The sequence below is a fragment of the Pseudomonas sp. S04 genome (genome assembly GCF_009834545.1).
In the GTDB taxonomy this organism is placed as follows: domain Bacteria; phylum Pseudomonadota; class Gammaproteobacteria; order Pseudomonadales; family Pseudomonadaceae; genus Aquipseudomonas.
On the sequence record NZ_CP019427.1, the window covers coordinates 4,275,987 to 4,294,530 of the forward strand.

Annotated in this window: 15 protein-coding genes; 6 read left to right on the top strand and 9 right to left on the bottom strand. The window is 62.4% G+C overall.

What is annotated here, in order from left to right; translation table 11 throughout:
- Positions 1–30 precede the first annotated feature (30 nt).
- Complete coding sequence (locus PspS04_RS18790; protein ID WP_095165492.1) at positions 31–1,440, bottom strand: aminotransferase-like domain-containing protein; 1,410 nt, start codon at positions 1,438–1,440, stop codon at positions 31–33.
- Between the two features lie 144 nt (positions 1,441–1,584).
- Here PspS04_RS18790 and PspS04_RS18795 point away from each other — a divergent pair, with 144 nt between their 5' ends.
- Positions 1,585–2,472: a DMT family transporter gene (locus tag PspS04_RS18795; protein ID WP_162530231.1), complete on the top strand. Its 888-nt coding sequence runs from the start codon at positions 1,585–1,587 to the stop codon at positions 2,470–2,472.
- Positions 2,473–2,509: 37 nt separating this feature from the next.
- Here the strand turns inward: PspS04_RS18795 and prpD are convergent, their stop codons facing one another.
- The 6 genes from prpD to PspS04_RS18825 form a co-directional block, all read right to left on the bottom strand.
- Positions 2,510–3,994, bottom strand: a complete 1,485-nt coding sequence (prpD, locus tag PspS04_RS18800) for a 2-methylcitrate dehydratase (RefSeq protein WP_159997124.1) — start codon at positions 3,992–3,994, stop codon at positions 2,510–2,512.
- A 133-nt stretch (positions 3,995–4,127) separates the two neighbouring features.
- A complete protein-coding gene (gene prpF, locus PspS04_RS18805; RefSeq protein ID WP_159997126.1) occupies positions 4,128–5,318 on the bottom strand; it encodes a 2-methylaconitate cis-trans isomerase PrpF in 1,191 nt (396 codons plus the stop codon).
- A gap of 52 nt (positions 5,319–5,370) precedes the next feature.
- On the bottom strand, positions 5,371–7,962 hold the full coding sequence (gene acnD, locus PspS04_RS18810; protein ID WP_159997128.1) for a Fe/S-dependent 2-methylisocitrate dehydratase AcnD: 2,592 nt from the start codon (positions 7,960–7,962) through the stop codon (positions 5,371–5,373).
- 197 nt (positions 7,963–8,159) lie between these two features.
- Complete coding sequence (gene prpC / locus PspS04_RS18815) at positions 8,160–9,287, bottom strand: bifunctional 2-methylcitrate synthase/citrate synthase (RefSeq protein ID WP_159997130.1); 1,128 nt, start codon at positions 9,285–9,287, stop codon at positions 8,160–8,162.
- A gap of 134 nt (positions 9,288–9,421) precedes the next feature.
- On the bottom strand, positions 9,422–10,312 hold the full coding sequence (prpB, locus tag PspS04_RS18820) for a methylisocitrate lyase (protein ID WP_095165503.1): 891 nt from the start codon (positions 10,310–10,312) through the stop codon (positions 9,422–9,424).
- On the bottom strand, positions 10,309–11,031 hold the full coding sequence (locus tag PspS04_RS18825; RefSeq protein ID WP_095165505.1) for a GntR family transcriptional regulator: 723 nt from the start codon (positions 11,029–11,031) through the stop codon (positions 10,309–10,311). Before PspS04_RS18825 ends, prpB begins: the two co-directional genes overlap by 4 nt.
- Positions 11,032–11,300: 269 nt before the next feature.
- On the opposite strand from PspS04_RS18825, the gene rloA reads away from it, so the two are divergent.
- The 4 genes from rloA (at position 11,301) to pabB (ending at position 15,859) form a co-directional block, all read left to right on the top strand.
- Positions 11,301–11,837, top strand: a complete 537-nt coding sequence (gene rloA / locus PspS04_RS18830) for a retropepsin-like aspartic peptidase RloA (protein WP_095165650.1) — start codon at positions 11,301–11,303, stop codon at positions 11,835–11,837.
- Positions 11,838–11,842: 5 nt separating this feature from the next.
- Positions 11,843–13,375, top strand: coding sequence for an osmotic stress tolerance membrane protein RloB (rloB, locus tag PspS04_RS18835; RefSeq protein WP_159997132.1), 1,533 nt, complete (start codon positions 11,843–11,845; stop codon positions 13,373–13,375).
- Positions 13,375–14,361: an alpha-L-glutamate ligase-like protein gene (locus tag PspS04_RS18840; RefSeq protein ID WP_159997133.1), complete on the top strand. Its 987-nt coding sequence runs from the start codon at positions 13,375–13,377 to the stop codon at positions 14,359–14,361. The genes rloB and PspS04_RS18840 overlap by 1 nt, the downstream gene beginning before the upstream one ends.
- Positions 14,362–14,515: 154 nt before the next feature.
- Entirely contained in the window at positions 14,516–15,859 is a 1,344-nt protein-coding gene (gene pabB, locus PspS04_RS18845) for an aminodeoxychorismate synthase component I (RefSeq protein ID WP_159997135.1), read from the top strand.
- A gap of 84 nt (positions 15,860–15,943) precedes the next feature.
- Here the strand turns inward: pabB and thrH are convergent, their stop codons facing one another.
- Positions 15,944–16,561, bottom strand: a complete 618-nt coding sequence (gene thrH / locus PspS04_RS18850; RefSeq protein WP_095165513.1) for a bifunctional phosphoserine phosphatase/homoserine phosphotransferase ThrH — start codon at positions 16,559–16,561, stop codon at positions 15,944–15,946.
- 174 nt (positions 16,562–16,735) lie between these two features.
- On the opposite strand from thrH, the gene PspS04_RS18855 reads away from it, so the two are divergent.
- Complete coding sequence (locus PspS04_RS18855; protein WP_095165515.1) at positions 16,736–17,470, top strand: phosphoadenylyl-sulfate reductase; 735 nt, start codon at positions 16,736–16,738, stop codon at positions 17,468–17,470.
- Positions 17,471–17,515: 45 nt separating this feature from the next.
- On the opposite strand, the gene PspS04_RS18860 is transcribed toward PspS04_RS18855, so the two are convergent.
- Positions 17,516–18,439: a LysR family transcriptional regulator gene (locus PspS04_RS18860; RefSeq protein ID WP_159997137.1), complete on the bottom strand. Its 924-nt coding sequence runs from the start codon at positions 18,437–18,439 to the stop codon at positions 17,516–17,518.
- Between the last annotated feature and the right edge of the window lie 105 nt (positions 18,440–18,544).

Consider the following 18,544-nt stretch of genomic DNA (forward strand, 5'->3'; position numbering starts at 1 on the left):
GCAGGAGCCTGGCTTGCCCGCGCGGACCGACTAACCGACCTCCCGCAATGCCGAAACCACCGCCTCGACCCCCTCGCGCAACAACCGATCATCCCCCACCGAATTGCACACGCTGACGCGGATCGCCTGCGGCACGGCCCCATGCCCCACCGCAAACGCTTCGGCGGTGGCAATCAAGTAGCCGCTGCGCTTGAGCTCAGATTCGACCTGGGACGCGCGCCACGGCTCGGGCACGTCGATCCAGAAATGCGGGCTCTGTGCGTGCGTGCGGTACTGCAAGCCCTGCAACACGCCCTCGACCAGCGCTTTGCGCCGGCTGATTTCGATGATTTGCTGTTCCAGCAACTGCCGGGCGACACCGCTTTCGATCCACTGCGTGGCCAACTCCAGGGCCAGGGGCGTAGCCATCCAGCACGAAGCGCGCACCGCTGCCGACAAACGGCTGAGCAAGGCCTGGGGCGCATACAGATAGCCGACCCGCAAGCCCGCCGACACCGCCTTGCTCAGGCTGGCGATCAGCACCGTACGCTCCGGAGCAAAATGGCTCAGGGGTAACGGCCGCTCCTGGACCAGCACGGCGTGGGCCTGATCCTCGATGATCAACAGATTGTGCCCCCGGCAGACCTCCACCAGGGCCTCGCGACGCGCGGTGGACATTACCGCGGCCGTCGGATTTTGCAGGGTCGGCGTGCAGTACAGCGCCGTCACCCGGTGTTGGCGACAGACCTCGTCCAGAGCCGCTGGCAACAACCCCTCGGCGTCCATGGCCAGGCCAATCAGCTTGATCCCCAGATTGCGCGCCACGCTGATCAAGCCTGGGTAGGTCAACTGCTCGGTGACCAGCGTATCGCCGGCCTTGAGCAGCGCCATCAAGGCACACAGCAAACCGTGCTGGCCGCCGTTGACGCAAATCACCTGCTCGGCCCTGGCGACAAATTCGCCGTGCCCGAGCCACCGCGCGCCCGCCGCCCGATACTCCGGCAGGCCGGCGTCCGCGGTGTAGCCGCTGATGCGCTGCATGGCCTGGGGATCACTCGCCAGGGCCTGCAGCCCCTGGCTCAGGCACAACGCCTGGCGTCCGGGAATCGGCTGGTTGCGGCTCATGTCCAGGCACGGCGGTGGTTGCTCGCTGACATTGCGGAACCCACCGTCACGCGGGCGCTCCATGCCCTGCTCACGGACATAAGTACCGTCACCGACCCGGGCGACCACCTTGCCCAGGCGCTCAAGCTCGGCATAGGCGCGACTGACCGTGCCCACCGTTACCCCGAGGCTGTCCGCCAGCAGGCGATGGGGCGGCAATTTGCAGCCAGGCGCGAGCACGCCGTCAGCCATGCCCTGCTCTACCCCGTCGCTGAGGCGCTGGTACTTCATGCCGGTTCCATGGCTGAGGGCATCCCGCAGGATTGACACCATGGCAATACTTACTTTGACAGCCATTACCACCCCGAATAGCGTGCTGAAAACAGGTTCAATCAGGGATAGACCTTTTCCATGACCCGGTCAATTCCCATCACACCAAGGTGCCCGAGCATGCCCACCGCCATCGCCGTCGATATCCCGCAAAGACACCCCCGCCGCTGGCTGGCTGGATTGATCACCAGCGTGCTGTTTCTGATCGTCTGCCTGAGCTGGGGCACGACCTGGCTGGGGATCAAGATCGCCGTCGAAAGCGTGCCGCCGCTGACCGCTGCCGGCCTGCGTTTTCTGATCGCCTTCCCGCTGTTCCTGAGTTTTGCCGCGTGGCGCCGCGAACCCTTGCTGTTCCCCAAGGGCAGTCGCTGGTTCTTCCTGTTCGTTACGCTGACGTATTTCAGCCTGCCGTACTACTTGCTCAATTATGGCGAGATGCACGTTTCGTCAGGGCTCACGGCACTCCTGTTCAGCTGCATGCCGGTGTTTATCCTGGTGTTCTCGGCGCTGTTCCTGCGGGAAAAAATCTATGCCTCCCAGGTGCTCGGCATCGCCATCGGCTTTGCCAGCCTGTTCATGATCATCCGCAGCCAGGGCTTGCACCTGGACCACGCCGAACTGTTCGGCGTACTGGCGATTCTCACGGCGGCGATCCTGCATGCGCTGTGTTATGTAGTGACCAAGAAACACGGGAGCGCCATCAGCGTCATCACCTACAACACCTTGCCAATCGGTATCGCCGGGCTGCTGCTGTTTGTTACGGGACTGGCGGTCGAGACCCCGGCATTCGCGGCCATCAGCGCGCGTTCGTGGGGCGCCCTGCTCTATCTGGGACTGGTGGCGTCGGTGGGCGGGTTCATCGTGTATTTCATCCTGCTCAAGCGCTTGAGCCCGATCATCCTGTCTTTCGTGTTCATCATTTTCCCGGTGTTCGCGGTGATGATTGGCGCCTGGTACGAAGGGCAGGTGATTTCGCGGGAATTGATCGGCTACTCGGCGGTGCTGCTGATGGGGTTTGCGATCACCAAGTTGCCCGTGGAGAAGTGGCTGGCCAGGTAACAGCCAGCCACGGCATCCAGCGGGACAGGGTTAGCGGTCAGATCACGAAGAGATCCATGAAGCGGTTCACCGGAGTCGCTTCAAGGGCTGCCTGATCCTTGCACAGGGCAAAGATCTGCGCCGAGCGCTGGGCAGTGAAGCGGGTGGCGAGGTTGGCCTTGAACTTGTCCTCGAGCAACGGGATGCCCTCGGCGCGCCGGCGGCGATGGCCGATCGGGTACTCCACCAGCACTTGCTCGGTACTCGAACCGTCCTTGAAAAACACCTGCAGGGCATTGGCGATCGAACGTTTGTCGGCCTCCAGGTACTCGCGGGTGAAACGTGGATCCTCGACTATGACCATCTTCTCGCGCAGGACATCGATGATCGGGTGCGCAGCGTGGAACTGATCTTCGTACTGCTCGGCCACCAGGTTACCGAACGCCAGCGGTACGGCGGTCATGTACTGGATGCAGTGGTCACGGTCGGCGGCGTTGGCCAGTTGCCCGACCTTGGAGATGATGCGGATCGCCGACTCATGGGTGGTGATGACAATCCGGTCGATCTCGTGCAGGCGATTACGCACCTGCGGATGCAGGGTCACCGCCGCCTCGCAGGCGGTCTGCGCATGGAACTCGGCCGGGAAGCTGATCTTGAACAGCACGTTTTCCATCACGTAGCTGGCGTAAGGCTGGGAAAAACTGAAGGCGCGCTGATCCGCAGGCTTGAGCGCCAGGTCCTTGTTGGTGTGGCTGAACAGTACGTCGTAGAACCCCCATTGCGTGGCAGTCAGCGCGCCCGGAATGCCCATCTCTCCGCGCAGGGCGATGTCTGCCAGGCGTACCCCGCGACTGGACGCATCACCCGCGGCCCAGGATTTGCGTGAGCCGGCGTTCGGCGCATGCCGGTAGGTGCGCAAGGCCTGGCCGTCGACAAAGGCGTGGGACAGCGCTGCCAGCAATTGCTCGCGGCTGGCGCCGAGGAGTTTGGCGCTGACGGCGGTCGAGGCGACCTTGACCAGCAGCACGTGGTCCAGGCCGACCCGGTTGAAGGAGTTCTCCAGGGCAATCACCCCTTGAATCTCGTGGGCCATGATCATCGCGTCGAGCACCGCGCGCATGGTCAGCGGCGAGTCGCCATTGGCCAGGCGCTTTTGCGACAGGTGATCGGCCAGCGCCAGGATCGCCCCGAGGTTATCCGAGGGATGACCCCATTCCGCAGCCAGCCAGGTGTCGTTGTAGTCGAGCCAGCGGACGATGCAGCCGATGTCCCAGGCCGCCTTGACCGGGTCCAGGCGAAAACTCGTGCCTGGCACCCGGGCGCCAAAGGGCACGATCGTGCCTTCGACCATCGGCCCAAGGTGTTTGGTGCATTCGGGAAAACGCAGGGCCAGCAGGCCGCAGCCGAGGGTATCGAGCAGGCAGTTGCGGGCGGTGTCCAGGGCCTCCCGGGACTCGATCCGGTAGTTCAGGACGTAGTCGGCGATGTCCTGCAGGACCTGGTCATAGTCAGGACGGTTGTTTAAGTCAACGTTGGCGCTCATGTTCGATTCACTCGGGCAGTGGTTCGTAAATGGGACCTCGGTTCAGGGCTAACACGGACAACCTATTCTTATGATATTCCCCCTTTGTGGGAGCGAGCGCCCGCTCGCTCCCACAAAGGGCTATGTTTCAAGGCTAGAACGAATCCCCAGGGACCCGCACCCAGCCTTCCATCAGCACTCGCGCGCTGCGGCTCATGATGGCTTTGGTCACGGTCCATTCGCCGTCCACCAGGTTGGCTTCAGCGCCGACCCGCAAGGTGCCGGATGGGTGGCCGAAACGTACCGCGTTGCGCTCGACGCCGCCGGCCGCCAGGTTGACCAGGGTGCCGGTAATGGCCGCCGCGGTGCCGATGGCCACTGCTGCGGTGCCCATCATTGCGTGGTGCAGCTTGCCCATGGACAGCGCCCGCACCAGCAGGTCGACATCGCCCGCCGCCACGGGTTTGCCGCTGGAGGACAGGTAATCGCTGGGCCGCGCGACGAACGCTACCTTGGGGGTGTGTTGGCGCTTGGCCGCTTCGTCGAGGTTGGCAATCAAGCCCATGCGCAAGGCGCCGTGAGCACGGATCGTCTCGAACATGGCCAATGCCTTGGGATCGCCATTGATCTCGCCCTGCAATTCGCGGCCGGTGTAACCGATATCCTCGGCATTGACGAAGATCGTCGGGATGCCCGCATTGATCATGGTCACCTGCAAGGTGCCAACACCCGGCACGTGCAGTTCATCCACCAGGTTGCCGGTGGGGAACATCGAACCGCCAGCGCCCTCTTCCTCGGCCGCCGGGCTGATGAATTCCAACTGCACTTCAGCGGCCGGGAAGGTCACGCCGTCGAGTTCGAAATCACCGGTTTCCTGCACCGCGCCCTGGGTAATCGGCACATGGGCGATGATGGTCTTGCCGATGTTGGCCTGCCAGATGCGCACCACGGCCACGCCGTTGTCCGGCAGCCGGGCAGGATCGACCAGGCCACTGCTGACGGCGAACGAACCGACCGCTGCCGACAGGTTGCCGCAGTTACCGCTCCAGTCGACAAACGGCTTGTCGATGGAGACCTGGCCAAACAGGTAATCCACATCGTGATCGGCCTTGAGGCTCTTGGACAGGATCACCGTCTTGCTGGTGCTCGAGGTCGCGGCGCCCATGCCGTCGATCTGCTTTTCGTAAGGGTCCGGGCTGCCAATCACCCGCAGCAACAGCGCGTCGCGCGCCGGGCCAGGAACCTGCGCCGACTCGGGCAAATCTTCAAGACTGAAGAACACGCCTTTGCTGGTGCCACCACGCATGTAGGTGGCGGGAATCTTGATCTGAGGTGCGTGAGCCATGATGGTCCTTAATGGGCCGGCGCGGGACTGACGCCCCGCGCGGCACGTCGTGTTAAACGGCGACAGCCGATTCGAGGAAGTCCTGGGCAAAGCGCTGCAGCACGCCGCCCGCCTCGTAGATCGACACCTCTTCAGCGGTATCCAGGCGGCAGGTCACCGGCACCTCGACCTGCTCACCGTTCTTGCGGGTGATGACCAGGGTCAGGGTTGCACGCGGGGTGCGAGCGCCCACCACGTCGTAGGTTTCGGTACCGTCGATACCCAGGGTCTTGCGGTCGGTGCCCGGCTTGAACTCCAGGGGCAACACGCCCATGCCGACCAGGTTGGTACGGTGGATACGCTCGAAGCCTTCGGCCGCAATGGCCTCCACACCCGCCAGGCGCACGCCCTTGGCCGCCCAGTCGCGGGACGAGCCCTGGCCGTAGTCGGCACCGGCGATGATGATCAGCGGTTGCTTGCGTTCCATGTAGGTTTCGATCGCTTCCCACATGCGCATGACCTGGCCTTCCGGCTCGACCCGCGCCAGCGAACCCTGCTTGACCTTGCCGTTTTCCTGGACCATTTCGTTGAACAGTTTCGGGTTGGCGAAGGTCGCGCGTTGCGCGGTCAGGTGGTCACCGCGGTGGGTTGCGTAGGAGTTGAAGTCTTCCTCCGGCAGGCCCATTTTCGCCAGGTATTCGCCGGCGGCGCTGTCGAGCATGATCGCGTTGGACGGCGACAAGTGATCGGTGGTGATGTTGTCCGGCAGCACGGCCAGCGGGCGCATGCCCTTGAGTGGACGTGCCCCGGCCAACGCGCCTTCCCAGTACGGCGGACGGCGGATGTAGGTGCTCTGCTCGCGCCAGTCGTAGAGCGGCGTGACTTTCGGGCCGGTGTCTTCGTGGATGGCGAACATCGGGATGTACACCTGGCGGAACTGCTCCGGCTTGACCGAGGCCTTGACCACCGCGTCGATTTCTTCGTCGCTTGGCCAGATGTCTTTCAGACGGATGTCCTGGCCATCGACCACGCCCAACACGTCTTTTTCGATGTCGAAACGGATGGTCCCGGCAATGGCGTAAGCGACCACCAGTGGCGGCGACGCAAGGAACGCTTGCTTGGCGTACGGGTGAATCCGTCCGTCGAAGTTGCGGTTACCCGACAACACGGCGGTGGCGTACAGGTCGCGGTCGATGATCTCTTGCTGGATCACCGGGTCCAGTGCACCCGACATGCCGTTGCACGTGGTGCAGGCAAACGCCACGACGCCAAAACCCAGCTGTTCCAGTTCATCGGTCAGGCCGGCCTCGTCCAGGTACAGGGCCACGGTCTTCGAGCCCGGCGCCAGGGACGACTTGACCCACGGCTTGCGAGTCAGGCCCAGCTTGTTGGCGTTGCGCGCCAGCAGGCCGGCGGCAATCACGTTGCGCGGGTTGCTGGTGTTGGTGCAACTGGTGATGGCCGCGATGATCACCGCGCCGTCAGGCATTTGCCCTGGCACGTCATCCCATTGCCCGGAGATACCCTTGGCCGCCAGGTCCGAGGTCGCGACACGGGCGTGCGGGTTGCTCGGGCCGGCCATGTTGCGCACCACCGAAGACAGATCGAAGCTCAGGCTGCGCTCGTACTGCGCGCCCGCCAGGCTGTCGGCCCACAGGCCGGTCTGCTTGGCGTACTGCTCGACCAAACGCACCTGCTCGTCTTCGCGGCCGGTGAGTTTCAGGTAATCGATGGTCTGCTGGTCGATGTAGAACATCGCCGCGGTGGCGCCGTATTCCGGGGCCATGTTGGAAATGGTTGCACGGTCGCCCAGGGTCAGGCGCGATGCACCCTCACCGAAGAATTCCAGCCAGGCACCGACGACTTTTTGCTGGCGCAGGTATTCGGTCAACGCCAGCACCATGTCGGTGGCGGTGATGCCTGGTTGCAGCTTGCCAGTCAGTTCGACGCCGACGCTTTCCGGCAGGCGCATCCAGGAGGCACGGCCGAGCATCACGCTTTCGGCTTCCAGGCCACCGACACCGATGGCGATCACGCCCAGGGCATCGACGTGCGGGGTGTGGCTATCGGTGCCGACGCAGGTATCGGGGAACGCCACGCCGTCACGCACCTGGATCACCGGAGACATTTTCTCCAGGTTGATCTGGTGCATGATGCCGTTGCCCGGCGGGATCACGTCGACGTTCTTGAAGGCTTTTTTGGTCCAGTTGATGAAGTGGAAACGGTCTTCGTTGCGGCGGTCCTCGATGGCGCGGTTCTTCTCGAACGCCTCGGGATCAAAACCACCGCGCTCGACGGCCAGGGAGTGGTCGACGATCAACTGGGTCGGCACCACCGGGTTGACCTGCGCCGGATCGCCACCTTGCAGGGCAATCGCGTCACGCAGGCCCGCCAGGTCCACCAGGGCGGTCTGGCCGAGAATGTCGTGGCACACCACGCGCGCCGGGAACCATGGGAAGTCGAGGTCGCGCTTGCGTTCGATCAATTGCTTGAGCGAGTCGGTCAGGGTCGCCGGATCACAGCGCCGCACCAGGTTTTCCGCCAGCACGCGGGAGGTGTACGGCAGGGTGGCATAGGCGCCCGCCTGGATCGCATCGACCGCCGCGCGAACGTCGAAGTAATCCAGATGGCTGCCGGGAAGCGATTTGCGAAATTCAGTGTTCATCGTCAGGACTCGGTCACGGTAGTTACAAAAGGTGGGGCCTGGCGCCAGTTTCGAAAACAACACAATCCACTGTAGGAGCGAGCCTGCTCGCGATGGTGTATCAGTCGACACCAATGTGGATGACACTCCATCGCGAGCAAGCTCGCTCCTACAGGGATCTGCGTTGAATTCAGATCCCTGCGTCAAACCCTCACCATTCAGCGTTGTTCGATTGGCACGAACTTGCGCTGTTCGACGCCGGTGTACTCGGCGCTCGGGCGGATGATGCGGTTGTTGGCGCGCTGTTCGAACACGTGTGCCGCCCAGCCGGTCAGGCGCGAGCAGACGAAGATCGGGGTGAACAGCTTGGTCGGGATGCCCATGAAGTGGTACGCCGAGGCATGGTAGAAGTCGGCGTTGGGGAACAGTTTCTTCTGCTCCCACATGGTCTTGTCGATGGCTTCGGAGACCGGGAACAGCACAGTGTCACCGACTTCGTCGGCGAGTTTTTTCGACCACCCCTTGATCACTTCATTGCGCGGATCGTTGTCTTTATAGATCGCGTGGCCGAAGCCCATGATCTTGTCCTTGCGCTCGAGCATGCCCAGGGTGCCCTTGATCGCCTCTTCAGGCGAGGAGAAGCGCTGGATCATTTCCATCGCCGCCTCGTTGGCGCCACCGTGCAGCGGGCCACGCAGCGAACCGATGGCCGCAGTGATGCAGGAGAACAGGTCCGACAGGGTCGAAGCGCAAACCCGCGCGGTGAAGGTCGACGCATTGAACTCGTGCTCGGCGTAGAGGATCAGCGACACGTTCATTACCTTGACGTGCAACTCGCTCGGCTTCTCATCGTGCAGCAGGTGCAAGAAGTGACCACCGATGGACGGCTCGTCGCTGACGCAATTAATGCGCTTGCCGTCGTGGCTGAAGCGATACCAGTAGCACATGATCGCCGGGAAGGCGGCCAGCAGGCGGTCGGTCTTGTCGTGCTGCTCGCTGAAGCTGTGCTCGGCCTCCAGGTTACCGAGGAACGAGCAGCCGGTACGCATCACATCCATCGGATGGGCGTCGGCCGGAATGCGTTCGAGGACTTCTTTCAAGGCTTGCGGCAGGTCGCGCAGCTTGCTCAGCTTGGCCACATAGGCGTCCAGTTGCGCCTGGCTCGGCAGCTCGCCGTACAGCAGCAGGTAGGCCACTTCCTCGAACTGCGCATCCGCCGCCAGTTCGCGCACGTCGTAGCCACGGTAAGTCAGGCCTGCACCTTCCTGGCCAACGGTGGACAGTGCGGTTTGCCCGGCAACCTGACCACGGAGCCCGGCGCCACTCAATACTTTTGCTTCGGCCATTGCTGTCTCCAATCTTGAATTTTTTAGGGAATCGGCAAGTTCTTTCTGATTAACAACGTATATGTGTAGCAGCTGGCGAGTCCTTCGGACTCGAACACAGCCTCGCGGGCTCGGCAGCTGCTACAGGGTTTGCCTTATTTCTTTGCCGCGAACAGCGCATCGAGCTTCTGCTCGAAGGTGTGGTAGTCGATGCGATCGTAAAGCTCCATGCGCGTCTGCATGGTGTCGATGACGTTCTGCTGCGTGCCATCGCGACGGATCGCGGTGTAGACGTTCTCGGCGGCCTTGTTCATGGCGCGGAACGCCGACAGCGGGTACAGCACCAGCGACACGTCGGCCGCCCTCAGTTGCTCGGTGGTGTACAGCGGCGTGGCGCCGAATTCGGTGATGTTGGCCAGGATCGGCGCTTTCACGCGGCTGGCGAACAACTTGTACATCTCCAGCTCGGTGATGGCTTCCGGGAACACCATGTCGGCACCGGCTTCGATGCAGGCGGCGGCACGATCCAGGGCCGACTCCAGGCCTTCGACTGCCAGGGCGTCGGTGCGGGCCATGATCACGAAGCTGTCATCGGTGCGCGCATCCACGGCCGCCTTGATGCGGTCGACCATTTCCTGCTGGGTCACGATTTCTTTATTAGGACGGTGGCCGCAACGCTTGGCGCCGACCTGGTCCTCGATGTGGATCGCCGCCGCGCCGAACTTGATCATCGACTTGACGGTGCGGGCCACGTTGAAGGCCGAGGAACCAAAACCGGTGTCGACGTCCACCAGCAACGGCAGGTCGCAGACGTCGGTGATCCGGCGGACGTCGGTCAACACGTCATCCAGCCCGGTAATGCCCAGGTCCGGCACGCCGAGGGAGCCGGCAGCCACCCCGCCACCGGACAGATAAATAGCCTTGAAACCGGCGCGCTTGGCCAGCAGCGCGTGGTTGGCGTTGATCGCGCCGACCACTTGCAACGGCTGCTCGCTGGCAACCGCATCACGGAAACGCTGGCCTGGTGTGCTCTTGTTGGAACTCATGACTCACCTCGTGGAGTGACTGTCTGGTGGGCGCCGTCCTGATAGTGACGGGCGATGTTGCGTTTTGAAGCGCCGATGTGGCGACGCATCAATAACTCGGCCAATTCACCGTCACGGTCGGCGATGGCATCGAGAATTCGGTGGTGTTCGGCAAACGCCTGGCGTGGCCGATTGGGAGTGGCGGAAAACTGGATGCGGTACATGCGCACCAGTTGATACAACTCGCCGCAAAGCATTTGGGTCAGCGTGCGGTTGCCGCTGCCCTGGATGATCCGGTAGTGGAAGTCGAAGTCACCTTCCTGCTGGTAGTAGCCCACGCCTGCCTGGAACGCCTCGTCGCGCTCGTGGGTCTCCAGGACCCGGCGCAGCTCGTCGATGTCTTCGCTGCTCATGCGCTCGGCGGCCAGGCGACAGGCCATGCCTTCCAGCGACTCGCGGATTTCATAGAGTTCAATCAGTTCGGCGTGGCTCAGCGATACCACTCGGGCCCCGACGTGCGGTACGCGCACCAGCAGGCGCTGGCCTTCGAGACGGTGGATGGCCTCGCGCAGCGGCCCGCGGCTAATGCCGTAGGTGCGCGCCAGCTCTGGCTCGGAGATTTTGCTGCCCGGGGCGATGTCACCTTTGACGATGGCCGCCTGGATGCGGCGAAAGACGTTCTCGGAAAGGGTTTCCGAATCGTCCGAGGCCAGCACCGGGGGATCGAGTTGATCCAGCATATTGTCGACACCTTGTGAGTCAATGCGCCATAAACTAGCCAATACCTGCCTTCCAGTCAAAGGAAATAGAGTGATTGTCGACAATCGTCTAATAAACCCTTTGGATAAATCGAAATCGAAGGACCACCTCGGCGCTGGCACCAGAAAACCACCGTGCTAGAATGCCGCCCGCATTTGCCTGTCATCTTTTTATGGCAGGCACACGAGGCGCTTGTGCAGCAATGCCAGTCACCTTGAACTGAAGAATGGACAGCAACGCGCCAGGATTTATGAGACTCAAGCACCTCCCTTTATTGCTCTGCCTGTCCTGCCTGCCGAGCCTTGGCTACGCGGGTGAAAAGACCGTGTACGGCCTCAACGAATACGCCCAGCTGTCAGGCATCGACCTGGAAGTCGCGGCCAAACTCGACACCGGGGCCAAGACCGCCTCCCTCAGTGCCCGCGATATCAAGCGTTTCAAACGCAACGGCGAGTCCTGGGTGCGCTTCTACCTGGCTATCGACGCCGCCCACTCGCACCCGATCGAACGCCCGCTGGCCCGGGTCAGCAAGATCAAGCGGCGCGCCGGTGACTACGATCCCGAAGAGGGCAAGAAGTACACCGCACGTCCGGTAATCGAGCTGGATATCTGCATGGGATCGGCTTTGCGCAGCATAGAAGTGAACTTGACCGACCGAAGTGCATTCCAATACCCGCTCTTGATCGGCTCCGAAGCCCTGAAACGCTTTGATGCACTGGTCGACCCTAGCCTTAAATACGCTGCTGGCAAACCCGCCTGCGCCACCGACGTTCACACCGCAGAGTAATACCCATGCGCGCTCTTACCCTTCATCTGAAACTGCTGATCGCCATCCTGGTGGTGCTGGGCATTTCAGTTACGGCCTATCAGATTTTCGTGCTGGGCATCCCGGTGACCGAAGACGCCACCGACGACCTGTGGAACATCGACGCCAAGGTCGAGTTTGTCGCCAGCGCCAAGGACCCGGTAAAGATCCAGATGTTCGTGCCGCCCTTGAGCCGCGACTATGTCAGCCTCAATGAAAGCTTCATCTCCAACAACTATGGGGTGGCGGTCAACCGCGTCGACGGCAACCGCAAGGTCACCTGGTCGGCACGCCGCGCCAAGGGCAACCAGACCCTGTACTACCGCCTGGTGCTGACCAAGCGTTACACCGCCGATAAACCAAAGATCAAGGGCCCGACCTTCCGCGACAGCATCGCCATCGAAGGTCCGGAGAAGATCGCCGCCGAAGCCCTGCTCGCGCCGATCCGCCAGCACTCGGCCGACGTCGAGACCTTCATCAGTGAAGCGATCAAGCGGGTCAACAACAGCAACGACGACAACGCCAAGATGCTCCTGGCGGGCGACCCGGCGCCGGCGCACAAGGCCAAGATCGTCGAGCTGCTGCTGTCCATCGCCCACGTGCCGGTGGAAAAGGTCCACACCATTCGCCTGGTGGCCGACCAGCCCCAGACCCCGGAACTCTGGCTGCGCAGCTTCAACGGTACCGACTGGCTGTACTTCAACCCCGAGACTGGCGAACAGGGCCTGCCAAGCGACCGCCTGCTGTGGTGGACCGGCGATGACAACCTGATCACCGTCGATGGCGGCAAGAAAGCCACCGTGACCTTCAGCCTGAACAACAGCGAAATGAACGCCATTCGCCTGGCCAAGCTGACCGACGAGAACACCGACGCCAACTTCCTCGAGTACTCGTTGTACGGCTTGCCCCTGCAAACCCAGCAAACCTTCATGATCATGGTCATGATCCCGATCGGCGTGCTGGTGATCCTGATCCTGCGCAACCTGATCGGCCTGCAGACCCTGGGCACCTTCACCCCGGTGCTGATCGCCCTGGCCTTTCGCGAGACCCAACTGGGCTTCGGGATCGTGCTGTTTACCGTGATTACCGCCCTGGGCCTGTCACTACGCTCCTACCTTGAGCACCTGAAGCTGCAGATGCTGCCGCGCCTATCGGTGGTGCTGACGTTCGTGGTGGTGCTGATTGCCGCCATCAGCCTGTTCAGCCACAAGCTGGGCCTGGAACGCGGCCTGTCGGTGGCGCTGTTCCCGATGGTGATCCTGACCATGACCATCGAACGCCTGTCGATTACCTGGGAAGAACGTGGCGGTGGCCATGCCATGAAAGTGGCGATCGGCACCCTGTTCGCCGCCTCCCTGGCGCACCTGATCATGAGCGTGCCTGAGCTGGTGTACTTCGTCTTCACCTTCCCGGCGATCCTGCTGATCCTGGTGGGCTACATGCTGGCCATGGGGCGTTATCGCGGCTACCGCCTGACCGAGCTGGTGCGTTTCAAAGCCTTCCTCAAGGCTGACTCGTAATGTTCGGTTTCTGGAAGACCTGGAAGGCCCTGGAGGCGCGGGGCATCATGGGCATAAACCGGCGTAACGCCGACTACGTGCTCAAGTACAACAAGCGCAGCCTGTACCCCATCGTCGATGACAAGATCATCACCAAGGAACGGGCAATCAAGGCCGGTATCCACGTGCCGCAAATGTACGGGGTGATCTCCACCGAGAAGGAAATCGACAAGCTCGGCGAGATCATCGACGGCCACAGCGACTTCGTCATCAAGCCGGCACAAGGTGCCGGCGGTGACGGCATCCTGGTGATCGCCGACCGTTTCGAAGGGCGCTATCGGACCGTCTCCGGGAAGATCATCAGCCATGAGGAAATCGAGCACCAGATTTCCAGCATCCTCACCGGCCTGTACTCCCTGGGCGGCCACCGCGACCGTGCACTGATCGAGTACCGGGTGATACCCGACCAGATCTTCAAGAGCATCAGCTATGAGGGCGTGCCGGACATCCGCATCATCGTGCTGATGGGCTACCCGGTGATGGCCATGCTGCGCTTGCCGACCCGTCAGTCCGGCGGCAAGGCCAACCTGCACCAGGGCGCCATCGGCGTTGGTGTCGACCTGGCTACCGGCCTGACGTTGCGCGGTACCTGGCTGAACAACATCATCACCAAACACCCGGACACCACCAACGCGGTGGACGGCGTGCAACTGCCCTACTGGGACGGTTTCATGAAGCTTGCCGCCGGTTGTTATGAACTGTGCGGCCTGGGCTACATCGGCGTCGACATGGTGCTGGACCAGGAAAAAGGCCCGCTGATCCTCGAACTCAACGCGCGTCCAGGGCTGAACATCCAGATTGCCAACGACTGCGGGCTGACGTTGCGCACCCACGCGGTGGAAGCGCGCCTGGAAGAGCTCAAGGCCCAGGGCATCAGCGAAACCGTGGAAGAGCGTGTGCGGTTTGTCCAGGACCGGTTCGGGCATATTCCTGCGGTCGAGGGCTGATCGCCGAAACCGCTGCACCTGTCGCCAGCAGGCTGGCTCCCACACTGGGTCCGTGGGGGAGCCAGCCTGCTGTTGATGGCCAATCCCCTCTAGGAGCATTTCCTACAGAGGACTACAATCGCCACCCCGCCTCAATGGCTGATCTACCCCGCTCATGTCGACCTGTTCCGTATACCCGCTGCCCTATCACGCCAACCCCGCCGAGTATTTCGCGGCGATCCGTCATGCTCCCGGCAGCGTGCTGCTCGACAGTGGCCGGCCGACCGCCGAGCGCGGGCGATATGACCTGCTCAGCGCCTGGCCGCTGGCGACGCTGGCGGTCGCGCCGGATGAAAGCGGCGCAGGCTTCCTGCAACGCTTGCGCAGCACTCTCGGCCAATTGGGCGAAGCGACGATCCCGGCGCCTTTCGAACTGCCATTCGCTGGCGGCCTGATCGGCTACCTCAGCTACGATTTCGGCCGGCACCTCGAGGCCCTGCCCCACCAGGCGCAAGACGACCTGCAACTGCCCGATGCGCGCTTCGGCCTGTATGCCTGGGCGCTGATCAGCGACCACCTGCTGGGCACCAGCCAACTGGTGTTTCACCCCCACGTCAGCGCGGCCGAGCGCCAGCGCCTGCGCGAGGTGTTCAGCCAGCCATCTGCAGCCAACAGCGCGACCTTCAGCCTCAAAGGCCCCATGCAACCCGACCTCAGCCCCGAGGACTATCGGCAGGCATTCGAGCGCATCCAGCACTACATCCAGGCCGGTGACTGCTATCAGGTCAACTTTGCCCAACGCTTCCGCGCGCAGTGCCAAGGCGACGCCTGGACCGCTTATTGCGCACTGCGGGCAGCGTGCCCGACGCCGTTCTCGGGTTTCCAGAGCCTGCCCGACGGCGGTGCAGTACTCAGTCTGTCACCCGAGCGTTTCGTCAAAGTCAGCCAGCGCCAGGTGGAGACCCGCCCGATCAAAGGCACCCGCCCACGCGGACGCGATGCCGCCGAAGACGCGGCCAATGCCGCTGAACTGCTGGCCAGCCCCAAGGATCGCGCGGAAAACCTGATGATCGTCGACCTGTTGCGCAACGACCTGGGCCGCACCTGCCGCATCGGCTCGGTGCGCGTACCGGAATTGTTCAGCCTGGAAAGCTACCCCAACGTGCACCACCTGGTGAGCAGCGTCACCGGCGAGCTGGCAGCCGACAAGGACGCCCTGGACCTGATCGCCGGCAGTTTTCCTGGCGGTTCGATCACCGGCGCGCCGAAAATCCGCGCGATGCAGATCATCGACGAACTGGAACCCACCCGTCGCGGCTTGTACTGCGGCTCGTTGTTGTACCTGGACGTGCGCGGGCAAATGGACAGCTCGATCGCCATCCGCAGCCTGCTGGTCAAAGATACCCAAGTCTGCTGCTGGGGCGGCGGCGGAATCGTCGCCGACTCGCAGTGGCAGGCCGAGTATCAGGAGTCGATCACCAAGGTGAAGGTGCTGCTCGAAACCCTGCAGAACCTATAAAAACATCGCGAGCAGGCTCGTTCCCACAGGGAGCACATTCCATTGTGGGAGCGAGCCTGCTCGCGATAGCGTCCTCAAGGACGATTACAGGCTCAACTCCCGGTTCGAAGCCTTGAGAAATTCCTGCTTCAACTCGGCAAACGTGTGCACCGCCGGAAACTGCGGGAACTCACGGATCACATTGTCCGGTGCATGGAACAGAATCCCGGCATCAGCCTCGCCCAGCATGGTGGTGTCGTTGTACGAATCACCCGCGGCGATCACCCGGTAGTACAGGCTCTTGAAGGCCAGGACCGACTGGCGCTTGGGGTCTTTCTGGCGCAACTGATAACCGGTGACCCGACCGGTCTCGTCGGTGACCAGGCGATGGCAGAGCAAGGTCGGGAAGCCCAGTTGACGCATCAGTGGCTGGGAAAATTCGTAGAAAGTGTCGGACAGGATCACCACCTGGAAGCGCTCACGCAGCCAATTGACGAACTCGATAGCGCCCTCCAGCGGCTTGAGGGTGCCGATCACTTCCTGGATATCGGCCAGCTTCAGGCCGTGCTCGTCGAGGATGCGCAGGCGCTGCTGCATCAGCACGTCGTAGTCGGGAATATCCCGGGTGGTTGCCCTGAGGGATTCAATCCCGGTTTTTTCGGCAAAGGCGATCCAGATTTCCGGGACCAGGACACCTTCCAGGTCGAGACAGGCAATTTCCACAACACACTCCCATTTGTACTGATTATTGAGTTGAGCGAGCAAAAGGACTGCCGAACTCTAGCGAGTCGCAACTCGCTGCGCAACGCAGACAAGCGCGCCAGCGGGCCTGGGTTTTTGCTAACATCGCCTGCATATAGAGCGCTTAGCGCCACAGACCTGTAGGAAACCGCCCTGATGAGCCCATCGTTCGACGTCGCTGAACTCGCCGCGACCTATGCCAACAAATCCGCCCAGGACATTCTCAAACTGGCCTTTGCCGAGTTCGGGGACGACCTGTGGATCTCCTTCAGCGGCGCCGAGGATGTGGTGCTGGTGGACATGGCCTGGAAGCTCAATAAAAACGTCAAGGTCTTCAGCCTCGACACCGGGCGCCTGCACCCGGAGACCTATCGTTTCATCGATCAGGTGCGCGAGCACTACAACATCCAGATCGAACTGGTGTCGCCGGACCACAGCAAGCTGGAACCGTTCGTCAAGGAAAAAGGCTTGTTCAGCTTCTACAAGGACGGTCACGGCGAATGCTGTGGCATCCGCAAGATCGAACCGCTGCGCCGCAAGCTCTCCAGCGTGCGCGCCTGGGCCACCGGCCAACGCCGCGACCAGAGCCCGGGAACCCGCAGCCAGGTGGCCGTGCTGGAAATCGACAGCGCGTTCTCCACCGCCGAGCGCCCGCTGTACAAGTTCAACCCGCTGGCGCAAATGAGCAGCGAAGAGATCTGGGGCTACATCCGCATGCTGGAGCTGCCCTACAACAGCCTGCACGAGCGCGGCTTCATCAGCATCGGCTGCGAACCCTGCACCCGCCCGGTGCTGCCGAACCAGCACGAGCGCGAAGGTCGCTGGTGGTGGGAAGAGGCCACCCAGAAAGAATGCGGCCTGCACGCCGGCAACATCATCAAGAAAGCCTGATCCTGGTGGGAGCACAGCTTGCTCGCGACCATCACGCCGCGCGATTCAGACCGCACTGAATCGCACAGCCCACTGCTGCTGCGCAAACTGCTCGATGATGAAATCGACAAACACCCGGGTCTTGCCCGGTAGCAGTTTGTGCTCGGCGTAGTAGATGGAAATGTTGCCATCATCGACGTACCAGTCCGGCAACACCCGCTGCAACGTTCCCGCCTGCAGATAAGCCAGCGCAAACGGCATGCTCACCAGCGCAATGCCCAGACCCTGGGTCGCCGTGGCACAGGCCGCTTCCGAGTCACTGAGGGTCATCCGCACCTTGAGGTTCAGCGGGCTGTGTTGCTGCTGGCGACTGGTCAATTGCCAGGAACGTACGCGACCGGTCTGCGGCGAGCGAATCAGGATGCCGTCGTGGTGGCGCAGATCATCCGGTTCGAGCACCGGCGGTTGGCGTGCCAGGTACTCCGGGGACGCCACCAGCACCCGATGGGCCGGGGTCAGTCGACGGGCGACCACCCCCTGGGGCAGCTCGAAGCCGCCGCCGATCGCCGCGTCGAAGCCCTGGCCGATCAGGTCGACCTGGCGGTTATCGAAATGCCAATCCGGGTTGATCGCCGGATAGCGCCCCAGGAACTCCCCCAGCAACGGCACGATGTACAACCGGCCGAACACCGTGCCCATACTGACCTTGAGGGTCCCGGCCGGACGCCCTTCGGCGCTGGCCAGGTTGGCCACCGCATTCTGGATCGTATGCAGGCTGGCGCTGACCTCACCGAGAAACAACTGACCGGCCTCGGTCAGCGTCAGGCGCCGGGTACTGCGCTGAAACAGCCGCACACCCAGGCGCGCCTCCAGCTTGGCGACACTCTTGCCCACCGCCGCCGGGGTCAGGCTCAAGCGTCGTGCAGCCTCGGCAAAGCTGCCGACCTCGGCGCTACGGACGAAGCATTCGATACTGCTGAAGGTTTCCATGATCGCCACTATAAACTTTTGGTTTACACAGACTATCGCAATCAGGGTCTACTCAGGGGGTAATGGGAAATCAATACTAGGCTCCATCAACCGGGACACTTCGCC

What these genes read in the sequence shown, in the direction of transcription:
- rloA (WP_095165650.1), top strand. Translation starts at nt 11,301, where the DNA reads ATGAGACTCAAGCACCTCCCTTTATTGCTCTGCCTGTCCTGCCTGCCG.
- prpC (WP_159997130.1), bottom strand. Translation starts at nt 9,287, where the DNA reads ATGGCCGAAGCAAAAGTATTGAGTGGCGCCGGGCTCCGTGGTCAGGTT.
- pabB (WP_159997135.1), top strand. Translation starts at nt 14,516, where the DNA reads ATGTCGACCTGTTCCGTATACCCGCTGCCCTATCACGCCAACCCCGCC.
- PspS04_RS18855 (WP_095165515.1), top strand. Translation starts at nt 16,736, where the DNA reads ATGAGCCCATCGTTCGACGTCGCTGAACTCGCCGCGACCTATGCCAAC.
- rloB (WP_159997132.1), top strand. Translation starts at nt 11,843, where the DNA reads ATGCGCGCTCTTACCCTTCATCTGAAACTGCTGATCGCCATCCTGGTG.
- PspS04_RS18860 (WP_159997137.1), bottom strand. Translation starts at nt 18,439, where the DNA reads ATGGAAACCTTCAGCAGTATCGAATGCTTCGTCCGTAGCGCCGAGGTC.
- prpB (WP_095165503.1), bottom strand. Translation starts at nt 10,312, where the DNA reads ATGAGTTCCAACAAGAGCACACCAGGCCAGCGTTTCCGTGATGCGGTT.
- prpD (WP_159997124.1), bottom strand. Translation starts at nt 3,994, where the DNA reads ATGAGCGCCAACGTTGACTTAAACAACCGTCCTGACTATGACCAGGTC.
- PspS04_RS18825 (WP_095165505.1), bottom strand. Translation starts at nt 11,031, where the DNA reads ATGCTGGATCAACTCGATCCCCCGGTGCTGGCCTCGGACGATTCGGAA.
- acnD (WP_159997128.1), bottom strand. Translation starts at nt 7,962, where the DNA reads ATGAACACTGAATTTCGCAAATCGCTTCCCGGCAGCCATCTGGATTAC.
- prpF (WP_159997126.1), bottom strand. Translation starts at nt 5,318, where the DNA reads ATGGCTCACGCACCTCAGATCAAGATTCCCGCCACCTACATGCGTGGT.
- PspS04_RS18790 (WP_095165492.1), bottom strand. Translation starts at nt 1,440, where the DNA reads ATGGCTGTCAAAGTAAGTATTGCCATGGTGTCAATCCTGCGGGATGCC.
- PspS04_RS18840 (WP_159997133.1), top strand. Translation starts at nt 13,375, where the DNA reads ATGTTCGGTTTCTGGAAGACCTGGAAGGCCCTGGAGGCGCGGGGCATC.